Source organism: Pedobacter sp. HDW13, from assembly GCF_011303555.1.
Classification (GTDB): Bacteria; Bacteroidota; Bacteroidia; order Sphingobacteriales; family Sphingobacteriaceae; genus Pedobacter.
This window is the reverse complement of sequence record NZ_CP049868.1, coordinates 6,046,480-6,065,988: the sequence shown is the minus strand read 5'-3', so window position 1 is coordinate 6,065,988 and position 19,509 is coordinate 6,046,480. Positions and strand designations below refer to the sequence as shown.

General features: G+C 40.8%; 15 protein-coding genes. 6 read left to right on the top strand and 9 right to left on the bottom strand.

Annotated elements, in window-relative coordinates:
- Window positions 1-84: 84 nt before the first annotated feature.
- From G7074_RS25175 to G7074_RS25150, 6 genes are all read right to left on the bottom strand, one after another.
- Window positions 85-939 (bottom strand): helix-turn-helix transcriptional regulator, encoded by an 855-nt coding sequence (locus tag G7074_RS25175; protein ID WP_124559831.1) that lies wholly within the window; start codon window positions 937-939, stop codon window positions 85-87.
- A 227-nt stretch (window positions 940-1,166) separates the two neighbouring features.
- Window positions 1,167-1,316, bottom strand: coding sequence for a hypothetical protein (locus tag G7074_RS25170; RefSeq protein ID WP_158674029.1), 150 nt, complete (start codon window positions 1,314-1,316; stop codon window positions 1,167-1,169).
- 68 nt (window positions 1,317-1,384) lie between these two features.
- Complete coding sequence (locus G7074_RS25165; protein WP_124559832.1) at window positions 1,385-2,983, bottom strand: SusD/RagB family nutrient-binding outer membrane lipoprotein; 1,599 nt, start codon at window positions 2,981-2,983, stop codon at window positions 1,385-1,387.
- Window positions 2,984-2,986: 3 nt separating this feature from the next.
- Entirely contained in the window at window positions 2,987-6,088 is a 3,102-nt protein-coding gene (locus G7074_RS25160) for a SusC/RagA family TonB-linked outer membrane protein (protein WP_166211974.1), read from the bottom strand.
- A 30-nt stretch (window positions 6,089-6,118) separates the two neighbouring features.
- A complete protein-coding gene (locus G7074_RS25155; RefSeq protein ID WP_166211970.1) occupies window positions 6,119-7,141 on the bottom strand; it encodes a FecR family protein in 1,023 nt (340 codons plus the stop codon).
- 52 nt (window positions 7,142-7,193) lie between these two features.
- Window positions 7,194-7,835, bottom strand: a complete 642-nt coding sequence (locus tag G7074_RS25150) for an RNA polymerase sigma-70 factor (protein ID WP_158674030.1) — start codon at window positions 7,833-7,835, stop codon at window positions 7,194-7,196.
- Window positions 7,836-8,119: 284 nt separating this feature from the next.
- Here G7074_RS25150 and G7074_RS25145 point away from each other — a divergent pair, with 284 nt between their 5' ends.
- From G7074_RS25145 to G7074_RS25130, 5 genes are all read left to right on the top strand, one after another.
- Entirely contained in the window at window positions 8,120-9,004 is an 885-nt protein-coding gene (locus G7074_RS25145; protein ID WP_166211967.1) for an ROK family protein, read from the top strand.
- 76 nt (window positions 9,005-9,080) lie between these two features.
- A complete protein-coding gene (locus G7074_RS25140; protein WP_166211965.1) occupies window positions 9,081-12,191 on the top strand; it encodes a SusC/RagA family TonB-linked outer membrane protein in 3,111 nt (1,036 codons plus the stop codon).
- Window positions 12,192-12,202: 11 nt separating this feature from the next.
- Window positions 12,203-12,631, top strand: a complete 429-nt coding sequence (locus tag G7074_RS27760) for a SusD/RagB family nutrient-binding outer membrane lipoprotein (protein ID WP_255456759.1) — start codon at window positions 12,203-12,205, stop codon at window positions 12,629-12,631.
- Window positions 12,604-13,839 carry a SusD/RagB family nutrient-binding outer membrane lipoprotein gene (locus tag G7074_RS25135; RefSeq protein ID WP_255456758.1) on the top strand — a complete coding sequence of 412 codons (1,236 nt, stop codon included), beginning with the start codon at window positions 12,604-12,606 and terminating at the stop codon, window positions 13,837-13,839. Before G7074_RS27760 ends, G7074_RS25135 begins: the two co-directional genes overlap by 28 nt.
- An 87-nt stretch (window positions 13,840-13,926) precedes the next feature.
- On the top strand, window positions 13,927-15,555 hold the full coding sequence (locus tag G7074_RS25130; protein WP_166211962.1) for a LamG-like jellyroll fold domain-containing protein: 1,629 nt from the start codon (window positions 13,927-13,929) through the stop codon (window positions 15,553-15,555).
- A gap of 68 nt (window positions 15,556-15,623) precedes the next feature.
- Here G7074_RS25130 and G7074_RS25125 read toward each other — a convergent pair whose 3' ends face one another.
- The 3 genes from G7074_RS25125 to G7074_RS25115 all read right to left on the bottom strand — a co-directional run bounded on the left by G7074_RS25125 (window position 15,624) and on the right by G7074_RS25115 (window position 18,913).
- Window positions 15,624-16,754, bottom strand: a complete 1,131-nt coding sequence (locus G7074_RS25125; protein ID WP_166211959.1) for a histidine kinase — start codon at window positions 16,752-16,754, stop codon at window positions 15,624-15,626.
- Window positions 16,755-16,812: 58 nt separating this feature from the next.
- Window positions 16,813-17,955, bottom strand: a complete 1,143-nt coding sequence (locus G7074_RS25120; protein ID WP_124559841.1) for a sensor histidine kinase — start codon at window positions 17,953-17,955, stop codon at window positions 16,813-16,815.
- Between the two features lie 232 nt (window positions 17,956-18,187).
- Window positions 18,188-18,913, bottom strand: a complete 726-nt coding sequence (locus G7074_RS25115) for a LytTR family DNA-binding domain-containing protein (RefSeq protein WP_124559842.1) — start codon at window positions 18,911-18,913, stop codon at window positions 18,188-18,190.
- A 123-nt stretch (window positions 18,914-19,036) separates the two neighbouring features.
- On the opposite strand from G7074_RS25115, the gene G7074_RS25110 reads away from it, so the two are divergent.
- Window positions 19,037-19,261: a cold shock domain-containing protein gene (locus tag G7074_RS25110; protein ID WP_124559843.1), complete on the top strand. Its 225-nt coding sequence runs from the start codon at window positions 19,037-19,039 to the stop codon at window positions 19,259-19,261.
- The last annotated feature ends 248 nt before the right edge of the window (window positions 19,262-19,509 follow it).

The following is a 19,509-nucleotide window of genomic DNA, read 5'->3' as shown; positions in this document are numbered from 1 at the left end:
TTCGTCGTTCCTCCTCGCAATGACGATTCTTCTATTGGGGGTGTCCCTGGTATTGCAGCCGAGGTAGTGGTAACTGAAAACTGCTTAATTGTTTAAATGATTCCTAAACTGTCTCGGACTAATGTGCGTGTGCTTTTTAAAGAATTTAGAGAAATAGGCCATATCATAAAAGCCAAGATCGAAAGCAATGGCTTTAATGGGGTTTTCGGTGGTGAGTAATATCCGTTTGATTTCGAGAATTAACCTTTCGTGAATCAGTGCAGTAGCCGAAACATGGAAATGCTTTTGGCAAAGGATATTGAGGTAATTGGCAGAAATATTCAGCTGACTGGCATAATACGAAACCAGCTTTTCGCTTTTATAATGTTTATCTATGAGTGCCAGGTATTTAAATAAAACCGGCTTGCTCTGGTAAACGGTTTGCTTGTTGAAAATGGTTTCTGCCTCGCGACTAATCATTAAAGCAATGAGCCGGAGCCTGGTCGTAATCATCTCGGCTAAACTATTTGCAGCTTCCAGTTCGGTTTTTACCTGTTTAATCTCGTATAAAATCTGCTCAAATGTTGCCTTACTGAGCTTAATAACCGGGTAGTTTTGGTACAGCATTAATGAAAACCGCAATGAATTGGCCAGCGTTTCAAAAGTTTGCCGGTTAATCATAATCTGGTGTGCAACAGTATTGATACCCAGTTTCCATTGGTGTATCTGCTCCGGAAAAAGCAGGTGCAGTTGGTACTCTTCAACGGGGTAATCCACAAAATCGATACTGTGGCTCCCGCTGCCTTGCTCAAAAAGCATAAACAGAAAAAAATCGTGTTTATGGGGCTTTTCAATATGCCTTTCGCCTTCAATATAATGATACAATAAATCACTACCCGGCTGCTGATCAGGAGAAAATTCGTTGATATCGAGGATTGGAAAGTGCGGTGCAGCGGGCATGGGCGAAAGTTACGGAAAAAGTCTTTAGTCTGGAGTCCGAAGTCGGAGGTCCGAAGTTTGGATGCGTAATACTTAAGGCAGCGCTGTCATCTGCAGCAAGGCATCTCTTTTTGTTTGTGCTTGTTACAAAGAGACCCTGAAACAAGTTCAGGGTGACGGACTGAATTGGGTGCCGGACACTGGTAGTCCCCAGATATTGTTAGTCATACTATAAAACCAACCGTTATTTACCGCAACAAAAGCACTGCAATTAATAAAGCAGAAATTACCAGAATAAAGATAATCATCGATTTAAACTCACTGCTTTCCTGTTTGTCTTTATCGCTATCCTCTATATTTTCCTGTTTCTGCTTCTCCCAATTTAACATGTAGTCCATAGGTAATCTCTTAATACAGTAAGTCTGACTACAGATTAACCTTATGGTTTAATATCCGAAATGTTAAATTATTTATCCCACCATACTCTGGCTGTTAAAATATCGCCGCCGTTTAAACGGCCAACCGCTTCTTTATAATTACTGGTATTGTTCAAAATCTCGGTCGACAGGTAAATCATCCGCCGCGGAATGGTTGCATTGGTGGTATTACCGGGATAATTTACAGGTGTAAGTAGCGGATAACCACTGCGTTTCCAGTTTAACCACGATTCGATAAAGTTAAAATTAGTACCGGTGGCCAGCCAGTATTGGGTATTAATGGCATTCAGGCTGTTTTGTTCATTACTTTCATCCAAAGGATTAAGCGAAACATAACTATCAATAGTGCCCTGTGCTATTCTTCCTACCGGATCTAGTTGTGCCAGCGATTGTAGCGCTGCAGTAAGCCCGTTGGCATAATGAGCTGCGGCTGTACCCGTTATATTCCAGCCCCTTACTTTAGCTTCGGCCAGTAAAAGTTCTGTTTCGGCGTAAGTCATGATAAAAATCGGACCACCCAATTTAAGGTACATGGCTGTTTTCGGTCGCGAATATTTTCCGAGAGGGGCAAAATCGGCACCGTTTCCTGTACCGCCGGGGTAGCCAATGGAGTTGCGCACATCTGTTGGTCCTTCCTGCAAATCGAGACCATTGGGAAGGCCTAATTGTACCGCCGGATCACTATTGCCCGATAATTTTTGATCGGCGTTATTGGCCAGTCCGGGTTGTGGCACTTCGCCAATCACCCCTAAACGTGGGTCGTTGGTTTTACGGAGCTGATCAATCAATGTTTTGCTCCAGCGTACTTCGCGGTAATCAGAAAAGGTTCTTAAGGCCAGCGAAGTTCCGTTCTGGCTGTTAAAAGATGAGGCATCGGTAACGATGATGGCATTATCATTAATACTGGTAAAAGTATTGCCAGCGCATTTTTCGGCCCATATTTTGGCCTTTTCGGGATTAACTTTTGTTAGGCGCATGGCCATGCGCAGCAAAATAGAATAGCCCAGTTTTTTCCACTTCTGGATATCGCCCTGGTAAAACAGATCGGCGGTGGGTTTGGGTTTTTGCGGATCGAGGTTTTGAATGGCTTTCTCCAGATCGGTGAGCATGGCATCATAAATATCTTCCTGCTTATCGTACCGCGGATATTTAATGCCCTGCATGGCTTTGGCAGCATCAAAGTAAGGTACATCGCCATAAGTATCGGTTATGCGCTGCAAAATCAGGATAGCCATAATATCGCCAATGTTGATTAGGTTGCTGTTGGTTTCCTGGTTTTTAAGGTTGGCCAAACGCTGCATTTCGCGGATTACCGAGAGCTGCAGGTAACCTTCTTCAAAAATACGCCCCTGGTAATCGGTAAAGTTGGCTACGTTAATGTATTTATCGCCGTTGTTATAGTAATAATAGGTTGAAGCCAGCAACTGCATCATGGTACTTTGGTAAACCAGCTGATAATAACCAATATTGCCATATTTTAATTGCGCTGTAGAAAGCAGTTCGTTGGGATCGTAATCTTTTTCCGGAATTTTGGTGGTATCGGTGTTAATTTCATCGAGCTGTGCTTTGGAGCATCCCGAAATGATGAAACAAACCATCAGTGCAATGTAAATGAGGTTGTTTTTCATCTGTTATTTAAATTTGAAGTTAAAATTGATACCAAATGTTCGTGTAGCAGGTAACGAAGCGCCTTCAATACCAGCATAAGCCAGTATGGGCGAAAACTCAGATTCGGGGTCGATGTTTTTGGTGTATTTAAGCAACGTAAACAGGTTACGGCCAACTAAATCAATAGAAATGCTTTTAAACGGGGTTTTAAGCAAAGCTTTCGGATTAAAAACATAACCCAGTGTAGCCTGCCTGAATTTAATAAAACTGCCGTTTAATACTGATAAGGCCGAAATGTTACTGGCCAGTTCAGGATAGTAACTATATGCCGGCACGTTAGTGGTGTTTTTGGTGCCGTTTTCATAAACGCCATCTACAACTATACCTGTTTCGCGACCAACCAGTGTAGCTTTATTTAAGCCGTTTACATAAGAATAGTTTTCGGTTGCCGATAAAATTCTATTGCCAAACCTAAAGTCAATCAGGAAAGAGAATTGGAACTGCTTAAAGGTAAAGCGGTTGTTAAGTCCGCCGTAAAAGGGCGGGATGGTGGTACCCATGGGCACAAAATCGCCTCGTTTGGGGATACCGTCACTACCTACAATAATATTTCCTGAAGCATCTCTTTTATAATCGTAAGCCATTATTTGCGTAATCGGTTTGCCCACAACCAAAGCGGTATTGGCATTTAGCGGGCGATAAGCCCCCGTTAGTGTGTAATTGCTATTGCCATCTATCGATAACAATGTGTTTTTAACGTAAGTGAAGTTGAAATCGATATCCCATTTCTTATTTTTTTGAAGAATAGGGGTATAAGTAATCGCAGTTTCTATTCCGGTATTGCGCGTTTTACCCAGATTAACATAGGCAGAGGTAAAACCGGTGGTTACGGATTGTTTGGCGTTGATGATTTCGTTATTGGTTACTCGGTGGTAATAAGTTAAATCGAAAGTTAGCCTGCTTTCAAAAAACTTCAGGTTTAGGCCGGCTTCATATTCATCGAGGGTAAAGGGTTTTAGGTTGTAATTGGGTAAATCTTTAGCGAAATCGCCCAGAGGTACGCCGTTAATGTTATCGTTCGAAGCGTAGTAAATCTGCGTGGTGTAAGGGGTGGTTGGTTCGCCGCTGGTACGGGCATAATCTAAGCGGAGTTTACCAAAACTTAGGTTTTTGATGGAAAGCAAATCTGAAAAAATAAAACTGCCCGAAATACCGGGAACAAATATACCCCTGTTGTTTGAAGGTAGGGTAGAATATACATCGTACCTGCCCGTTAATGAGAAATTTAGCAGTTGTTTATAGGCCAGATCGGCAGTAAAGTATGCCGATTCTGTTACTATTTTTGAAATGGCATGGATGCTGCTTTTGGTAACCAGGTTTTCAGGAGTGTATAGGTAAGGGATGATAAACTGTGAGCCCACTGTTTTATCTGTAGCACCGTTTCTTTCACGGTAATTTGCACCAAGCGAAACATCCATGTTGATGTTTTTGCTGATGTTTCGGTTTGCGGTGAGCAAAAAATCTGTATTAAATTCAGAAGTATGGAGTGTGTCGAGTTTGTTAATACCGCCCTGCCTGTTTACCGAAAAAGCTGTTCCTGTTGGTAAAATACTAAGTAATTGATCATTGCTAACATCGTAGCCCATTCTGCCCTGTATGGCCAGCCAGTTATTAAATTGGTATTTTACAGAGCCCGACGAAATGGAGCGGTTGCGTTTGGCGTAATCGGCCTGGCGGTTGAGCAAAAAATAGGGGTTGGTTTTATATTCATCGGCATTCCAGCGGCTTTCGTTTCCATTGGTATCATCGTATCCAGGTGCCAGCAACGATTCGTCTAAACTGGTAGCCAATGCTGCGATGCCATAATTGGCGTTTAATGGCCCATCGCTCAGGTAGCTTTTATTCTTATTGTTTTCGTAAATGTAATTGCTGTTAAAACCAATGGTAAGCTTTTTCGACAGGTCGAAAGAACCGTAAACATTAAATGTTTTACGGTTTAGGTGGCCGTTCTTTAAAATAGAACTGTGATCGAGGTTAGAGGCCGAAAGGCGGTAAATGCTACGTTTTGTGCCACCTACCAGCGAAATGGTATTGGTAAAGGCAGGTGCAATGCGGTAAAAATTTTTGATGTTGTTTTTAGCAGGCAGGTAAGGTTTCGATGAGCCATCAACCTGTGGCGAAAGTTTGCCATCCATTTTTTCTCCCCAGCTCGAAATGCCTGTAGAAGTTGCCCCATAAAAATCGGCCGGGCGTTTGTTTTGTGCTCCCTGACCATACACATATTGAAAATCGGTGTTGTTTACAGGGCTATCGAAAGAAAGGTTGGAATTATATTCGAACGATGAGGTGGCATTTTCTTTTCCGCTCTTTAAGCTAATAAGGATTACACCATTTGCCGCCCTGGCTCCATATAAAGCGGAGGCTGCCGAACCTTTCAGGATGGTAACCGTTTCAATATCATCGGGATTGATGTTGCTGATACCGTCGCCATAATCGGCACCACCATACTCATTGGCACTGCCGCGAATGCTGTTATCGATAGGCAGGCCATTAATTACAAACAGGGGCGAAGCGGCGCTCATACTGGCAACCCCTCTCAGTAAAATCCGGGCTGAAGAGGAAGGCCCGCCGTTAGTACCATTAATGCTTAAACCGGCAACACGGCCCTGTAACGATAGGATAAAATTAGATTCGCGTGCCTGGGTTAAGGTTTCGCCGGGCACTACTGTTACGGCATAGCCAATTTTACGGTTGTCTTTTTTAATACCCAGAGCAGTTATTACCACCTCTTTGAGATTGGTGGCTGTATCGATAAAGCCGCCACGATGTTCGAGTTGCTTAATTACAATAAGTTGATTGGGCAACAGGGCATAGGTATAGCCTGTATTTTTTAATAGCCGGGTTAAAACATTGGTTACCTCGGCATCCTGCACTTTTAGGGTAATGAGGTGTTGCGGGATTTTCGATTCGCTGAAAACAAAGCGGTAGCTGGTTTGATGCTGAATGGAATCGATTACACTTTCGAAACTTACTGCTTTTACATTGAGGCTAACCCGGGTTTGAGCATAACTATTGAGGCAACAGAACAGGCATAATAAAAAAAGTAATTTCGAAATCAGCCTCATAACAACAGATCAGCCCCCGGTTTAACAACATCAGTGGTAAATGTAAACAGTTTGATCTTTTATTTTATAATTAAAATGCTCAATCATCTTTAGCGCATCGAGCACTTCGGTAATACTCTCCTGGGTAAACTGGCCGGTAAATTTCAAATTCTTCAGCTTTTCGTTTTCGAACATAATTTTTATGCCATACCATCTTTCAAACTGATTGGTAATGGAAGCGAAATCACTGTTTTTAAATGTAAGCCTGTTATTGGTCCACGAGGTTTCGATAATTGTAGCGGGATCTTGTCCTGCAAAATAATGTAACTGCTCCATACTGGCCTCTTTTTTCTGGTTGTGCAGTACAAATTTATCGTTGGGTTGCAGTACGAATTTTTGGTTGCTGTTATCATTTAACCGCACTTCTACACGACCTCTAATTAAGGTAGTTTCTGTAAAAGCATCGTTTTTATAGGCTTTAACATCAAAGGCAGTTCCTAAAACTTTTACCTGTATTTTATCGGTATGGATAATAAAAGGGTGTGTTGCATCTTTGTGTACATCGAAAAAGGCTTCACCTGTTAAGTATACCTCGCGGGTATTACCTGTAAAGTTTGCAGGGTATTTTAGTTCGGATACGGCATTTAAGGTTACTGTGGTACCATCGGCCAGGGTAAGCTTTTTAACCGATTTGGCAGGTGTGTTGGCCAACTTCCAAACCAGCTCAGCAGCAGGTTGGGTTGTAGTTAAAAAGGTTTTATAAGCTAAGAAACCACAAGCGATTAATACGATTACAGCTGCAACTTTTAACCAAATGCTGTAATTCATTGAAGCTTTTAAGGGCTGTACTGCCGGTCCTTCTTTCGTGCTGATCTTTGTAGTGATGCGATTGAAAACTTCGTCGACATTTTGGCCTGGCGCTTCTTTTTTCGAAAAATAAGTACTTAAAGATTGATACTCCTGCTGATAACTTTCGTTTGATGCAAGCAGCGTTTTAAATTCGGTCGATTCTTCAGGTGAAATTTCACCAGCGAGTTGTTTGCCAAGCAATTCTGTAAATCTTTGATCTGTCATTTGTGTTTTACCCTCTGTGTATTAATATAGTACTTAAAGATTTAAAAATTGCCTACAACATATTTAAAAAAGTGATCATTCCCAATAAGATAACTACGCTAATGAGCTTTTCGCCTATTTCGGCATTGAAACCAGTTGGCTTTTCGCTTTTTAAAACCAGCCTGAGTTTGGCTATGGCCCTAAACAGCTGGGTTTGTACCGTTCGCGGACTAATCTCCAGAATATCGGCCACTTCTTTATACTTCAAACCGTTTTCTTTAATTAACCTGAATACCAGTTTAGCCTGTGCGGGCAGTGTTTCTATGGCGCTATCGAGTTTTTGGTGCAGTTCTTTTCGCTCCAATAAACTTTCAGGTGTATAGGTTTCGACGGGATGGTGTGCCTCATTTTCGGCCAGATCGATAAAAGTGTTCCCCGAGTTTTTTTTGAGGTATTTTAACGATTGGTTTCTAACGGCTACAAAGAAATAGTTTTCGGGCTGCTGTACATGGGTACTTGCCTTTCTGTTCTCCCAGCATTTCACAAAAATTTCGGCTATAATGTCTTCGGCAGCTTCCTGATCGCGCACGTAATAAAGCGCGAGTTTATGCAGACTGTTATACAGATGGCGGTAGAGCGCTTCGAAAGATTTAATATCATCCTCGAGACAAATCCTGGTCCATAAAACAAGAAAATCTGGCTTGGCTACTTTCAATTTCTGCGACGCTATTTGGTTAAATATAAAGTAATAATAAAAATAATTATCAAAAAATGCATTTGCCTGTAGGCAGTTTTTCGTAAAAACAGATCATTGTTAATAATGCCGCTAAAGTTTTTGGCGGTTAATGTTAATTGTAAAACTGTTTTAACCAATATAAACCCCTCTTAATCATGTATAAAGCGCAAAATGATCGTGCAAGGTACATTGGCCCTTTACTGGTAAAAGGATTTACCAAAGTTGCTAAAACTTTTAATTGCTTACCTCATTAAACAAAATAAATGACAACAAATAAATATGTTCTGGGTGTAGATATCGGCGGCTCGCACATTACTGCGGCGGTAATGGATATGGAAAGCAGGCTTATACTTGAAGATTCTTATACCCGTTGCCGCATTGATGCGCATGGAAAACCAGCAACAATTATTAACAACTGGAAAGCGGCTATTGATTTAGCTTACGGCAAAGCAGGACTGGAGATAGATAAGATTGGGATTGCCATGCCAGGGCCTTTTGATTATGAAAACGGGATATCGCACATTGCCGGTAACGATAAATACGAAGCTTTTTACGGCTTAAACGTAAAAGAAATGCTGGCCGGCGCTTTAGGCATTGAGGCGGGCAATATTTTAATGAAAAATGATGCAGCCTGCTTTTTAGCCGGCGAAATGTTTGCAGGCGCTGTTAAAGATTATGCCAACGTGATTGGGATTACCTTAGGTACTGGCCTGGGTTCGGCTGTGGCCGCTTATGGCAATACCCGCGATGCCAACCTCTGGTGCTCATCGTTTCAGGATGGCATTGCCGAAGATTACCTGTCTACCCGCTGGTTCTTAAAACGGTATTACCAGCTTACCGGTGTAAATATTATTGATGTAAAAAGTTTGACCGAACTGTACGATGAAAGCGAAACCATCAGGACCATTTTCGATGAATTTTCGCAGCACCTTGCCGCCTTTTTAATGCTGTTTTTACAAGATACCGAGGCCGACGTTATTGTGCTTGGTGGTAATATCAGCAATGCCTGGCCACGGTTTTTACCTAACGTATTGAAAGCGTTTAAAGCCAATAGCATCGAGGTACCCCTGCGCATTTCAGAACTGAAAGAGCGGGCTGCTATTGCCGGCGCAGCCAGTTGCTGGGAAAACCTGGCGGTAACCAGCTAAAAATTTAAAATGAACGCCTAAATATTATAAAGCATAACAATTAACCAAATAATAAATAAATCTTATCACAATGAGTATGAAAAGATCACTACAACTCACATGCTTATTACTGTATGCATCGGCAGGTTTATATGCCGCTGAAACAGTTAATAATGCATTGCCGCTAACTTCGCTTAGTGCGCATTACCAGGAACAGATTAAGGGTACCGTAAAAGATGCATCGGGCTTAACCGTGCCGGGCGTAACGGTAAACATTAAAGGTACACAGGTAAATACGCAAACCAATGCCAACGGGCAATATAACATTGCTGCCAAAGCCGGCGATGTGCTGGTATTTTCTTTTATTGGTTACCAAAGCAAAGAAGTTACTGTAGGTACGCAAACAACTATCGATGTAACCCTGGCCAACGATTCGAAAGAACTGGAAACCGTTGTGGTAACGGCCTTAGGTATAAAACGTTCGGAAAAATCGCTAACCTATACCACACAGCAGCTTGGTGGCGAAGAACTGAACAAAGTAAAAAGCCCTAACCTGGTAAACAGCTTAAATGGTAAAGTTGCCGGTATGACGATCAGTCCGAGTACTTCGGGTGTGGGTGGCTCGGCCAAGGTAATTTTAAGGGGTAGCCGCTCGGTAAGTGGAAATAATCAGCCTTTGTATGTAATTGACGGGGTTCCGATTAGCAATAACGGTAATGCCAATGCGCAGCAAAACAGCGTGTTTGGTGGCGGTCAGGATGGAGGAGATGGTATATCAAACCTAAATCCCGACGATATTGAGAGCTTAACTGTATTAGAGGGTGCCTCAGCGGCAGCACTTTATGGTAGTCAGGCTCAAAATGGTGTAATTTTAATTACTACAAAACAAGGTAAGGCAGGCAAAACACAAATTGGTTTTTCTTCGAGTTTAACTTTCGATAAAATTGCCTACAAACCTGAATTTCAAAATAGTTACGGCCCTGCATCTACCAATACAAGGGACAGCTGGGGTGGAGCTATCAGCAACAGTACCGATAACCTGGATCAGTTTTTCCAAACTGGAACAAATGCCACTAACTCCATCAATTTCTCGGGCGGATCGGAAATTGCCCAAACTTATTTTTCTTATGCCAATACCTATGCAAGTGGCATACAGGAAGGTAACAAGTTAAACAGGCATAACATTAACCTACGTGAAACAGCTAAGTTTTTAAACAATAAATTAACGGTTGATGGAACCGTGAACTACATTAACCAAAGGATTAACAACAGTCCTTCAATTGGTTTGTACAACAATCCTTTAGTTGGTTTGTATCTTTTCCCTCGTGGAGTAGATATTACCCCATATAAAAACAATTACCTGTTGGCAAACAATGTGGGTACAGCGCGCCAGAACTGGTTGGGCGGAAGTGCAGATATTAATCAGAACCCCTGGTGGTTAACCAATTTAAATCCGAATACAGCCGTCAGAAACCGCTTTTTATTGAGTGGTAACGTTAAATATGAATTTACATCGTGGTTAAACCTGCAGGTAAGGGGTAATATTGACCGCAGTACTGATGATTTTGAGAACAGACGTTATTCGGGTATCAACGGAAACTTCAACTCTAACGGAAGAGGTTATTTATCGCAAAACACCCAAACTTTTATTCAGAAATATGCCGACGCGATTTTAAATGTTACTGTACCTATGAAAGGATCGGACTTTAAAATTAACGGATTAATTGGTGGTAGCATTAACGATCAGAAAACTTCGGGTTTATCATTAGCCGGCGATCTTGCTGCTGTTGATTTATTTACCCCAAATAATACGATTGTAGCAACTGCAGGTAACTACACCTCTGATGTATTAAGCACCACAAAAGCCAGCGACGCTTTCCACAGCCAATTGCAGGCCGTGTTTGCGAATGCCAATATTTCGTATAAGGATTGGGCTTTCTTAACTTTAACAGGCAGAAACGACTGGTCTTCGAACCTTTCATTTACGCCTAATGTTTCTTATTTCTACCCATCGGTAGGTTTATCATTCATCGTATCGCAGATGGTTAAACTACCTGAAGCCATTACTTTTGCTAAAATAAGAGGTACTTATGCCGAAGTGGGTAACACCGTGCCAGCTTATTTAACCTTTATTCAAAACACTTTGGGTAACGGAGGTGCATTAACCATTAATACCAACCGTGCATTTGCAGAGTTAAAGCCTGAAAGAACAAAATCTTTCGAGATTGGTACGGATATGCGTTTTCTGGCTAACCGTTTAAACTTTAGTTTTACTTATTACAAAACCAACACCAAAAACCAGTACATTCCGGTTAAACCTGCACCATCGGGCCTTGTGGCAACGGGTTATTTAAATGCGGGCGATGTTCAGAACCAGGGCTTTCAGTTTACTTTAGGTGCCGATGTATTAAAAGGAGATGGCCTGAACTGGAATACAGCCATTAACGGATCGTTAAACAGAAACAAAATTATCGATGTAGCAGAATCACAAGGCTTAAATTCAATTGATTTAACTGGTGGAGGTAACAACGCTTATATTTCGCGTATTGCCGCAGGCGGATCGTATGGTGATATTTACGGATATACCTTGCAAAAAGATGCCAATGGCCGTATTGTATTTAGTGGCGATGGAACTGCAGCTAATCCGTATTTTCCAATCAAGAGTACCGATTACAGCTTAATTGCCAATGCAAATCCAAGATTTCAGTTGGGCTGGAATAACAGCTTTAACTATAAAAATTTCAGCTTAAGCTTTTTAGTAGATGGTAAGTTTGGTGGTAAGGTGCTTTCATTAACTGAAGCGCTTATGGACCAGGCTGGTGCATCAAAAGTAACCGGCGATGCCAGGGCACAGGGCGGCGTTAAAATTGACGGCGTTGATGCCAGCGGAAAAGCAGTTTCTGCTACGATTAACCCGCAAAGCTATTATTCTTTCTTAGGTGATAGAAACGGTGTAACCGGCGAATATGTTTACAGTGCAACGGTTGTGCGTTTACGCGAAGCTTCGTTGGGCTATAACCTACCTTTAAAAGGAACCTTTAAAAGCATGCGCTTATCGCTAATCGGTAGAAACTTATTCTATTTCTACAAAAAAGCTCCTTACGATCCAGAGGTTACCATGTCAACCGGTAATGGTTTATCGGGTATAGATGTATTTAACCAGCCTGTAACCAGAAGCTTTGGTTTTAACCTTAATGTTTTATTTTAATCAGTACAAAAATGAAATCGATATATCATCCAGCATACCATAAAATTAAAGGTTTATCTTTAGTTTTATTGGCTACAGCAGCCCTGAACTCGGGTTGTAAAAAGAACTTCGAAAGTTTTAATACCAACGATAATTTACCTACAACTGAGCAGAGTTTAGCTTTGTTAAAATCGGCAATAGGCCCGATTCAACAGAATATATTTTCCAATTACCAGATTGCACAGAACTTAAGTTCAGATGCTTATAGTGGTTATATGATGGCGCCAACACCATTTGGTGGCGGTATTAATAACATGAACTATGCGCTTAACAATGGCTGGAACGAAGCTGGTTTTAACGATCAGTATACCAATGTGATGGCGCCAATTTCTAAAATTGCCATATCACCTTTAAAAACAACGGCGCCCGAATCGTGGGGATTTCACTTTTGGTACAGGTAATTGCCATGGATCGGGTAACTGATAAATTTGGGCCAATTCCATATACGCAAGCTGGTAAATCGCTGATTTCGCAAGCTTACGACGATCAGAAAACAATTTACACCGAGTTTTTTAAACAGATTGATACAGCAGCAAATAACCTGCAGGCATTTATAACTGCCAATCCGGGTAAAAAAGCTTATTTTGATTCTGGTGACCTGGTTTATGGTGGTGATGCTGTAAAATGGCTTAAATTGGCCAACTCATTAAGATTGCGTTTAGCTGTGCGTATTGTTAAAGTTGATCCGGCTACGGCAAAATTACAGGCAGAAAAAGCAATGGCTGCAACGGGTGGCTTAATGACTGTTGCCAGCGACAATGCTGCGGTAGCACAATCGGGTAACAGAAATAACGACCTTTGGAATGTAACGGTAAACTACGAAGGCGATAATGCCATGGGCGCAGCCTTACAATCGTACCTGGTAGGTTATTCAGATCCGCGCTTACCTATATATTGTACTCCTGCAACCGATCCTTTGTTTGCTGGTCAGTATATCGGTATCCGCTCAGGAGCTAATACCTCTTTTAATGGTTTAGGTAAAGCCGGTTATAAAACCTACTCGAGTTTGAATGCGACTACGCCTGATAATGCAAAAGCACCAATTGGCCAAAAAGCACCGCAAATTTTAATGACAGCTGCCGAAGTATGGTTTTTAAAAGCCGAAGCAGCTTTACGTGGCTGGACAGGCGCTGGTGATGCGCAAGCCAATTATGAAACGGGTATAACTACTTCTATGCAACAATGGAATGTTGCTGCAGGCAGCTACCTGGCCGATGCAGTAAGCAAACCAACCGCTTATGTAGATCCGAAAAACCCAGCCAATAATGCAGCAGTAGTAAGCACTATTACTGTTAAATGGGATGGAGCAGCATCGAACGAAGTTAAATTAGAACGGATTATTACACAAAAATGGATCGCTATTTTTCCTGATGGGGCAGAGGCATGGGCCGATTTCCGCAGAACAGGCTATCCTAAATTATTTACTGTAGCCAATAACTACAGTGGCGGAACAATAAATACACAAACCCAAATCCGCAGGTTACCTTATCCAACAGCAGAGTATGGCAATGGCAACAAAGATGAGGTACGCAAAGCAGTTACTTTACTTGGCGGACCAGATAACGGAGGAACCAGATTATGGTGGGATGTAAATAAAGCTAATTTTTAAGGAGCAGGCAGGTAGGATTTAAAACCCTATCTGCCTTTTCTTTTTATAACCAATAAAAACAATTTCTAACCAAAAACATCAAAAATTATGAGAAAATTAATGACCATGGGAGTGGCACTTCTAGCCGTTTTCACCATTTTTTACGCCTGTAAAAAAGGAAACACCCAAAATGACGAAACCAGTACTTTTAGTGCTAAAAAAGATTTAAAGGCGCTCACCAATGCATCAGCCTTGAATTCGGGGCCTTTTGTTACCGCCTATGTAGAGGTTAACAGCAACAACTTTGTAAATCCGGGTTGTTACACTTATGGTGCGCCTGCCAAACAGCTATTCGGAATCTCGGTAATTTTTGCAGCGAATATCAATTCTGTTAATGGGGTACCTACATTGAGTTTTAATCCACAGGTGCAGGATGTGCTTAATTCGGGTAAAGTAGCCTACCTGCAATCGCTGGGCATAAATGTATTGCTTGATGTGCTGGGCAACCATCAAGATGCGGGCTGGGGCTGTTTTACTACTTATGCACAGGCCGATGCTTTTGCCCTTCAATGTGCCAATGCTGTGCAACAATATGGTTTGGATGGCATCGATATTGACGATGAATATTCTACCTGTACTGCAAATGATGGCTCGTTGGTGCTTGCCGCTGCGGCTTTGAGGGCCAGGTTAGGCAGTACAAAACTCATTACCATGGCCGCATTTAACCAGGCCAATTATTTTAATAGCACTTATAACGGACAAAAACTAGGCGATATACTTGATTATGTTTTTGAGCAAACCTATTTTTCTACCAATTATGCCAGCAGGTTACAGCCTTATATTAATGCAGGTGTACCCAAAGCTAAACTGGGTTTAGGAACCGATTTGGGAAATAGCGACCAAACGGCAGTAGCCAATTACGTTAAAAATAACGGTCTGGCCAGTGCTATGGTGTATAACGTAGCCAATAATTCGCAAACCAAACTTTCGTCTATTTCTAATTCGTTGTATAGCTCGGCAACGGCAGTTAAGCCCAATTGTATTGATGGCAATGGTACAACACCGCCTGCAAACGGCAATACTTCTTTGTTGTTTGATGGTACCAACGAGTACTTAAATTCGAACAGTTTTAACCTGGCTGGTACAGGATTAACTTTAGAGGGCTGGATAAGACCTAATGGTTTTAAAAGTGCTTCGCCATATATTTCTACCATTATGGGGATAGAGGTAAGCGATGCCAATGTAGCTTTGCTGCGCCTGGGCGATGCTTCTTTAGCCAACAATAAACTTCAGTTTGTATTAAATACTGGTGGAACCACACCTAAAAAACTCAATTCGGCAACAACGTTAAGTGCCAATACCTGGTACCATGTGGCCGCTACTTACGATGGCACAACAATGAAAATCTACATCAATGGCGTGCTCGATGCCAGTTTATCGGCTACGGGCACCATCTCGGCCAGCGGAACCTTTCAAATCTCGAGAAGTTACGATGCCAACCGTGGATTTAATGGCCTGTTTGATGAGCTAAGGGTTTGGAAAACGGCATTAACGCAAACACAGATCCAAAACAATAAATGTACGGTGGCTACGAATAGCACAGGTTTGGAAGCTTACTGGAAATTTAATGAAGCCAGTGGCACTACTGCTGCCGATGCTACCGGGAAGGGGCATACAGCTACTTTAACCAACATGGAGAGTACCGATTGGTCTACTACTTTACCAACCTGCCAATAGTATAATTTTAAATCAATACCCGTCTCGATTTGTACCGGAGCATATTAGTTCCGGTACTTTTTTACTTACTATACGGGATAATTGATGGCCAGATCCTGCTGCTGGGTATCGAAAGCTGCGGCAAGCGCTTTCTCCCGGATAGCGATAGAAAGGCAATAAAAACCATCTTCATCCATAAAAGCATTCATTTCGGCTCCATTACCATAGGTGTAATCTAAGCGTGTACGGATATTGTCTAAGCCAGACCCGAAACCAATATTACTTTTAACCAATCCGGGCAGGTTTCTGCTTTCAATTCTTAATATTCCATCAACCATATACGCATCAATGGTTGCTTTGTTATCCTGATCGAACAGGTGCCCGTGCTTAAACATATTTTCGAGCAGGGTTAAGAGTACGAGCGGGATTAACCTTAATTCTAAAACATCAGGGGAGAAAGCCACTTCAATAAAAACCTGTCCCTGTGTAAGCTGATGGAGTTTAATCAGGTTCTGGCATTGGGTTATTTCATCACTCAGTTTAACGTAACCTTCGTTGTGTTCGGTTGCTGCCGCAAAGCGCATCATATCCGAAAGGTAAACCATTACCTGTGCATCTTCGGGCGAATGCTGCCTTATTTTCTGGTGAATAAATTCAAAAGTATTAAAGAGCAGGTGCGGGTTAATCTGGGCTTTCAGGAACGCATTTTTAGCCATTACCAGCTCCTTATCCATTCGTTCTTTATCAATTAGCATTTGGAAACGCTGTTTTTCTATACGTTGTTTCTCTGCTTTTTCGGTAATATACCGTTTTAAGAAAAAATAGCTTGTCGAAAAAATCATAAAGTAAGAACCTCTATTGATTAACTTAAATAACCTTATTTTAAATTCGAGCAGGGGGCCAGGCATAATACTGGTATAAGCATTTAACATGTTATCCAGGCCTAAAACAAATGTTACATAGATGAAGATTTCGAGGGTAACAAACAATATGACTTTCCAGAACGATTGATTAGAAAAAGCTGTAGCTTTTTCTAATACCCAAACATTTATATAAAATAAAAATATATTGATGGGGTAATGAACTACAAAATTGACAAACTTACCCATGGATTGACCAATAGAAAGCACAACTATGGTTTCCCATGTAATAAATATTAACCAGACTATGAGATGAACCTTATAGTTAATTAACCAATGCTTAAAATTGCTGTTTTTCAAGTTTAAACTGTTTATCATTATGGTGTATATAGGTTTAATATGCTTAAAATTTGTGGTGCTAAGAAGCAGCAACTATATCTTTCATCTTTTCGTCAAATGCGGTGGTCAATACATCTTCTTCAATGGAAATAGACAAACAGTAAAAACCATCCTCATCAATGAGGCTTTCCATTTGAGCACTGTTGCCATAGGCATAATCTAATCTTGTTTTGATGTTATCCAGTCCTGAGCCAAAGCCAATATTGCTTTTTATCAAACCAGGAAGATTTCGACTCTCTATTTTTAATACTTCATCTATCCTATAAATATCGACCGTTGCTTTGTTGTATGGATCTGAAAGCTGTCCGTGTTTAAACATATTTTCAAGCATGGTTAATAATACCAGTGGGATTAGCCTGACTTCCAAAACATCAGGAGAATAAGCGAATTCAATGTAAACCTGTTGTTGGGTAAATTCATGTAATTTGATCAAATTCTGGCACTGAGTAATTTCTTCATGGAGCTTAATATAATCCCGATTATGCTCAGTGGTTGCCGCGAAACGCATCATATCCGATAGATGGATCATAATCTGCGCATCGGCCGGATCATGCTGTCTTATTTTTTGATGGATAAATTCAAAAGTATTAAAAAGTAAATGCGGATTGATCTGAGCTTTAAGGAAAGCATTTTTCGACATAGCAAGCTCCTTATCTGCTTTTTCCCTTTCAATCAGCATTTGAAAACGTTGTTTTTCAATACGTTCCTTTTCCGATTTTTCACTTAAGTAGCGCTTTAAAAAGAAATAACCGGTAGAAAAGAGCATAAACATTGAACCTCTGTGCAAAAGCCTAAAAACTCTCGTTTTAAAATCGGCCAATTCGCCTGTTATGATGTTCGTATAAGCAAAAAGTAAGCTGTCTACCCAGTAAACCACAATGATATACATGGAAATTTCGGCCAATACCAGTGCCGTTATTTTTAAAGGGGCGTTACGTGGAAAAACCGTAGCCTTTTCTAATAACCAGACATGTAAATAGAAGATCGAAATATTAAGCAGATAGTGTATGGCATAGTTGCCAAAAGTTCCGATGTAACCAGAATAGATGCCGACTACAATAGACTCCCAAAAAATAAAAACAGCCCACATCATCATATGTGGTTTGTAATGTATTAAAAAGTTCCATATGCGGCTATTTTTCCAATTTAACCTATCTGCCATGATAATCTTACCATCTATATAATCCTTAGTGTTACAGGGTGTTTTCGACGCTAGTTTTCGAAAAAAAAAACAATATGAAAACACCAAAATTAATCCGAAGAACACTATTTAAATTCAAAAAAAACACTTTCAGTAATGGTAGTTTACAACAGCCACTTACCGATCCGACTCAAACAACCACGGGGTCTACCTCTGGTATAGTTTTGCCGTAACTTTTAATCATCAGCAGCCGTTATTTTTTACGGCTGCTGATGATTAATCTATCTGTAAAAAACGCTTTAAAATCGTTATAATAAATATCACCAACGGTAAAACTGGTGTGGTTACTCAGGGTTACCCGTGTGCCATCAATGTGCAAAATATGATCGATAGCAATGATATAACCTCTGTGTAACTGTATAAAACCTTTCTTAATACTCAGCTGCTCTTTTACATCTTTTAAGCTGAGGTAGGCAATAATTACCTTATCGTTAGTGTGTATCTTAATGTAATTGTGAAAACTTTCAAAACAGATAATGTCTGCATAGCGAACCATAACGGCTTTGTGCTCTTCCGATTTATTTTTGACCAGAAAATAAGCTTCCTCACTGCCATTTTCCATTTCTTCACCGAAAAGGCGGCTCAAAGTAAGGGCAAATTTGGCATAACCATAAGGCTTTAGTAAATAAGCATCTGCATCGGCTTCGAAAGCCTCAAAGGCATATTCGGTATGCGAAGTTGTGAAAATCAGTTTTCTGGTTTTCGCACGTACAGCTTTAGAAAGTTCGAGACCCGAAATCTGGGGCATTTGGATATCCATAAAAATCACATCAACCTGATCTAACTTCTTCAATTCCCTTAAAGCTGTTAGCGGATCGGTGTAACTTCCTATTAATCGCATATTTGGTGTCTCTTCGATGTACTTTTCCAGTCCCGCAATTGAGCTCTGCTGGTCATCTATAGCTATACACTTAATCATCTCCTAATCTATCATTTGTATACATAACGAAATTACACCTTTTCATCACGAAAATCTAACTATTCATACAGTTTTCTTTTAGATTGTGTTAAAGTTGACTAAATTATTGTAAAAACATGCCTTATGATTTATACAGGAGTAGTTAAGTGGTATAATCCGGTACGTGGGTTCGGGTTTATCGCTGCCGATGGCTGCACGGAAATGATTTATGCAGATAATCAGCAGTTAAAAGGGCTATTTAGGCCTTTATTAATAGTAGGAACAAAGGTTAAATTTAATCTGGAAAAGGGGAATAGTGGGTGCCGTGCTACGGATATTGTGGTAATTACTTCAGCCCTCAACCTGTAATAGCACCTATTCATAACGAAAACAGACCGATCTGTGTAACCTGGTTTGTAAAGTCGTTTACGAATGCGACCTTCGGTATGTAATGTAATAAATAAAGCAATTTACTTATACAAAACAATCTTCCCGTTCATTTTAATACATCTACCTATACCTGTCTTTTATCTGATTAACGCTCTTCCATATCTAAATTAACGCTCTTAATTAGATATGGTATTAGCGGGTTTTTTCCCACGCCGGGTTTCTTGCTT